This window comes from Dactylosporangium sp. NPDC000555, assembly GCF_040300025.1.
In the GTDB taxonomy this organism is placed as follows: domain Bacteria; phylum Actinomycetota; class Actinomycetes; order Mycobacteriales; family Micromonosporaceae; genus Dactylosporangium.
Window position 1 is genome coordinate 1 of sequence record NZ_JBEPDB010000176.1, and the last position, 5,309, is coordinate 5,309.

Sequence of the window (5,309 nt, forward strand, 5' to 3'; positions counted from 1 at the left end):
CATGATCTACGAGAGCTACGGGCATCTATTAGCTGGGGTCCACAGTGGAACGTCAGCCGACCCTCAGACCCCCGCCAAGTTCGAAGAGCCGGCATCGGCTGGCCCGACGAGCTGGTAGAAGCTCTAGTGGACAATGGTCGGCAGGTGATCCGGTTCGATCACCGCGACACCGGTCTCTCCGATGCCGTCGATTTCACGACGCATCCGTACGCGCTCGCCGACATGGCAGCCGACACGGCCGCAGTCCTGGATGGTCACGGCGTTACCGCCGCGGACATCGTCGGAATCTCGCTGGGCGCGGCGATCGGGCAATGGCTTGCCGTGCACCAAGGAGCCCGCGTACGCACGCTGACGGCGATAACTTCCTCGCCGATGGGCAACAATCCCGGCCCGGCGTGGGCGCGGGCAGTGGCAGGTCAACCCGCTGCGGCTGGCGAGTTGCCGCCCCCGACGGCACGGTTCCTCAACCACCTGACGGCCTCCGCGACCGCGCCTCGCGCGACGCGGCGCCAGCACATTGACGCCGACGTACAGACCTGGCGAGTCCTCAACGGCGACGTCCTGCCCTTCGACGAGGCCGCCGCGCGGCGTTTCACCGAACGCTGCTACGCCCGGACCGGCAACATCACTGCCGCGTTGAATCACGACCTCGCCGGGCGCCGCTTCGGCGACGACCGCCGTGCTCCGCTGTCCGCCGTCACTGCCCCAACGTTGGTCGTGCACGGCAGCGAGGATGTCCTGCTCCCGCCCGCCCACGGCGAAGCACTCGCGGGACAGATTCCGGGCGCGCGACTGGAGGTGCTGCCCGGCATGGGGCACCACCCGTTCTTCTCACCCGGTCTCACACCGCGGATCGCCGACCTGATCATCCGTCACACGACCGGACGGCAGACGGCGTAGCCAGCGGCGGACCGAACGAGGGGAGAATCTGATGGATGCCGACGTGATCATCGTGGGTGGCGGCCCTGTCGGGCTGTTGCTGGCCGGTGAATTGATGCTTGCCGGGGTGCGCCCGGTCGTGCTTGAGCAGTTGTCCGAACGCAGTACCGCGTACAAGGCCAATGCTTTGATCGGTCAGGTCGTCCGCTTCCTCGACCACCGGGGGTTGTATCAGCCCTTCGGTGGCCGCGGCGATCGCCCGCAGCCCGTCCCGGCGTTCCTGTTCGGCGCGCTGCCGTTGAGACTGTCCGGCCTGCCGGGCAATCCGCTTCACGGCCTGCAGATCCGTCAGGCACGCCTCGAATCGCTGCTGGAGCAGCGGGCCAGCGATCTCGGCGTGGACCTGCGACGTGGACACCGGTTGCAGGAACTACGTCAGGACGACGACGTCGTGTCCGTGCGGGTGCAGGGCCCTGACGGCGGCTACGAGATGCGCACCCGGTATCTGGTTGGATGCGACGGCGCCCGCAGCGGGATGCGCAAGAAGATCGGTGTTTCGTTCTCCGGCTTCACCGATCCAAGCGTCATCTCGCGTGCCGCACATGTGGTCGTGCCGGCCTCATCGATCAGCACTGACACTGCGGCCATCGTCCTGCCGAGCGGTGACCGAATCGGTCTGTACGCCTGGCACCGCACCGAACGGGGCGCCTACGTGGTGGTGCCGCACGAGCCGGGCGTCGTGATGGTGTCGGTGATCGAGTGGAACGGGCCCTCGATCACCGACGAGATACCCGTCAGCGTCGACGAGGTGCGCGCCAGCCTGCACCGGGTCCTCGGCCAGGACCTGCCGCTCGCCGCACCCACCACCGCAGGGCCGCACCTGCTGCGCCGCGGATATGTCACCAACACCCGGATCGCCACCTCGTACCGTCACGGCCGGGTGTTCCTCGCCGGAGACGCCGCCCACGTGCACCCCTCGGTCGGCGCGCCCGGACTCAACCTGGGACTGCAGGACGCCGCCAACCTCGGCTGGAAACTCGCCGCACAGGTGCACGGCTGGGCGCCACCCGGACTGCTCGACAGCTACGAAGCCGAACGCCGTCCCGCCGCTGAACGCGTCACCATGCAGACTCAGGCGCAGCTGGCCCTGATGTCTCCCGGACCCGCGATCACCGCCCTGCGCCAGGTCGTCGCCGAACTGCTGGAAACCCCCGGCGTCACCGGGCAGATCGCCGACCTGCTGGCCGGCTCGGACGTCCGTTACCGGATGCATCCCGGCACACCCCATGAATGGACCGGCCGGTTCGCCCCCGACCTCGACCTCAGTATCGGAACTCGCGCCACCCGTCTCGCCGAACTCATGCATGAAGGCAGGCCATTACTGCTGGACCTGATCGGCTCCCGCCACCTCACCAACCTGACCAGCCCCTGGCGCGACCGCATCGACCTCGTCACTGCCCAGACATCGACACCAAGGGCCGCCGATGCCCTACTCATCCGCCCGGACGGCTACGTGGCGTGGGCCCTCGGCCCGAACGGCACCGACGGCCTCCCCGACGCGCTGGCAACCTGGTTCGGCGACCCCAATCTTCCCGCATGATCAGGTGAGCGATCATCGGCAGTTGAGGACTGCATAGGGCGGCGCCGGATTCGCTAGTCGGGTAAGAGAACGTACTGGTCGTGTTCCAGTGACAGACCCAGCCGAACCAGCCGCCGTAAGGTCTGCGCTGTGTACGTGATGGCGGCGGTGGACACGTGAGGTCCACCATCGTCGGTGTTGCGATCGCCGTGCATGGTGATGACCACCATGATGCCGGCGCGCATACCCAGGGTGCGGCAGGCCGTGTCGATACCTTCGGTGTACGGCTCGACGGCGTCCAGCAGGGAAACGACGACCTCTTCGGTGATGTAGTTGTGGGCCTCTGGCTGCTCGTACTTCCAGCTGCTGAATCGACGAAGTCTGGAGGTTCCCGATACCGGATCTGGATCGTCGGAGCGCCATGTCGTAGTCGGCTGAAGCCCTACCAGCCTCGTGACCTCGTCGGGGTCGAACGACATCAGAGCTAAATCGCTGGAGGTGAATGGCGGTCCGGTCACATCGACGTTCCGTTCCAGATACAGGTACGCACGCTGGACGCACCTGGGCGAGAAATCGGTGCTGCACTCATCGTCCATCATCGGCGTAGATAGTCGTGCGGAGCCACATCGCGTGCCTTGCCTTTACCTACCAGAGGAGCGTCGGCAGCGCCCTCAATTCGGCAGTACCGGAAGCCGCAGCCTCACCGTGCTGGTCACTCGCTGTAACGTGCACGGACCGGCCGCCGCGCACCAACGGCGGCAAATCCGGACGTCAAGATCGCCTGCGAACGTTCGCTTATCAGGAGTCCATCGGCCGCCACAGCCAGCGCAGGGCGTCTGGCAGCAGGACGCCGCCGTGGTTAGGGCTGTGGCCCCCGTCGCCGAGCACGAGTCGGAAGTCATAGCCTGTTTCTGCCAGGGCAGCGGCGACGCGCAGGTTGTTGGCGAGCCAGTTCCGTTCGCGCTCGTTCCAGTGCAGGTCCCGGTGTCCGGCCTGCATGAAATATGCGCAGCGGCTTGCGGGGTACGCTGCGGATGAGTTCGGGGTAGGGGTTTCCGTCCGGCATCTGCACGAAGCTGGAAAGGCAGCAGATCACTCGGCGGAACTTGTCCGAGCGCAGCCACGCTGCGGTGAACGCGCAGTTGCCGCCGCTGCTGCCCCCACAGATGCCCCACCCGTTCGAATCCTTGGTGATCGAATAGCGTTCCGTGACCTGCGGGATGATTTCGGTCAGTAGGAAGGTGGCGTAGCGGTCGTCGAACGCGTCGTACTCGACGTTGCGGTGCTTCGGCTCGGCGGCGCCTTCAAGGACGCCAGGATCGACGAACACGCTAACGGTGGCCGGGATGTCACCGCGGTGCATGAGGTTGTCCAGGACGATCGCGCCACGGACCTCCCCGTCCGGATCCAGGTACCACTGTCCATCCTGGAACACCATCAGCGCCGCAGACTGCGACGGGTCATACTGAGCCGGCAGGTGGACCCAGAACTTCCGCGATGTACCCGGATAGACAATGCTGTCGTTCCAGTCGAACTCGACGGTCCGACCTACAGGCACGCCCGGCTGCCGTGCCGAATCGGGGCCGTGGGCGTAACGAACGTCCGACTGGTCGACGACAAGAGGACGGAAGGGCACCTCGACGGTCACACCGGGCACCCTATGCGTAGAAGTTCGCGCCGGTCGACGGGTTTGCCGTCCGCTCAAACGAACTGAACTGGACCCCCGCAAATGGCGCACACCGGCAACGAGATTCCTCCACCAGGTCCTTGAGCCGGACGAAGAGAAGGTCCGTGGGCAGAATCTGGTCGGCTGTTCCGCCATGATCACATGCGCGCACATCGGCATGTCCGGGAGCTGGCGACGCAGCTGGTCGTGACGTTCCGTAGCGAGCGGATTGCAGCATGAGTGTGCACCAGTCAGAAGCTGATCTAGCGCTTCGTTCGTGAGAACCGAGCCTGACTACCAGTCCCGCCATGGACCGGTAATGTCGCCGCTGAGGAGGCCGTTGCGGCGGGCCAGTTCGTCGGCCTCGATGCCAGCCGCTCCCAGTACACGATCGATGTACTCGCAGAGCAGCTCTCGTTCGTCTGTCTCGTAGGCGGCCCCGTGGAATTGGTTGTTGACCGCGTTCAGAGCTCGAACGGTGCGCTCGACGACCTCGAGTACCTCCGTATCGGTAGCTGCCTCCCACCTGTGGTCGACAAGGCCAGCGACGTCCGCTTCGAACCCGTCAAGGACGGCATCGGTCGCTCGGATCATCTCGTCGGGCCACAACCTTGCTGACACCGCTTCCTCCGGCCCGATGACACCTGTGGCAAGCTCGGCAGCATCTCTTGCCACGTTTGCCCGCCATACGGCGGTCGGTCGATCAACCACGTCACGAAGCGTATTGGCTGCGACCTTGATGAGATGGCCCGTGTGCGTTCATCAAGCATGTCCGTACACCCGATCATGAGGTCGTAGCGGCAAGAGGCTCGAGTTCCGACGACGGCCGATGATGACGCTGGCCGTTCGGGCCACATTCCGGATTGCCGGGGTTGCGTGGATTCCCTGGGCGTACTCGTACCGCAACCGACGTCCGTCATGCGTTGCGCGGCGCCGTTCAGGACGGGCCGTGAGTTGATCTTGCTCACGGCCATCCGGGGACGGTTCGGTTTAGCCTGGCCGAGGTGCTGGTCACCGCCGTTCAGTCCCAGCGAGTCGGATCTGCGAGTCTCGGCGTGGTGGCCGCCCACCTCCAGGCGCGCCGTTCGGTGTTGTGATTGGTGCGGCGGTCCAGGTTGTTACCGGTTCGGTCGTAGCGCATGGTGGTGCGTGGGTCGGCGTACCGGCAGCGATCTGGACGTTGCG

General features: G+C 65.7%; 4 protein-coding genes and 1 pseudogene. 2 read left to right on the forward strand and 3 right to left on the reverse strand.

The genetic code is table 11. From position 1 onward, the window contains the following. Positions 1-93: 93 nt before the first annotated feature. Positions 94-900, forward strand: coding sequence for an alpha/beta fold hydrolase (locus tag ABT297_RS42610; RefSeq protein ID WP_350559798.1), 807 nt, complete (start codon positions 94-96; stop codon positions 898-900). A 31-nt stretch (positions 901-931) separates the two neighbouring features. Further along, on the forward strand, positions 932-2,479 hold the full coding sequence (locus ABT297_RS42615; protein WP_350559786.1) for an FAD-dependent monooxygenase: 1,548 nt from the start codon (positions 932-934) through the stop codon (positions 2,477-2,479). Between the two features lie 53 nt (positions 2,480-2,532). Here ABT297_RS42615 and ABT297_RS42620 read toward each other — a convergent pair whose 3' ends face one another. From ABT297_RS42620 to ABT297_RS42630, 3 genes and pseudogenes are all read right to left on the reverse strand, one after another. After that, the gene (locus ABT297_RS42620) at positions 2,533-3,057 is read right to left on the reverse strand and encodes a DUF4279 domain-containing protein (RefSeq protein WP_350559789.1); all 525 of its coding nucleotides are present in this window, start codon (positions 3,055-3,057) and stop codon (positions 2,533-2,535) included. Between the two features lie 199 nt (positions 3,058-3,256). Continuing rightward, positions 3,257-4,106, reverse strand: a pseudogene (locus tag ABT297_RS42625) (alpha/beta hydrolase). A gap of 312 nt (positions 4,107-4,418) precedes the next feature. Continuing rightward, a complete protein-coding gene (locus ABT297_RS42630; protein ID WP_350559795.1) occupies positions 4,419-4,835 on the reverse strand; it encodes a hypothetical protein in 417 nt (138 codons plus the stop codon). Between the last annotated feature and the right edge of the window lie 474 nt (positions 4,836-5,309).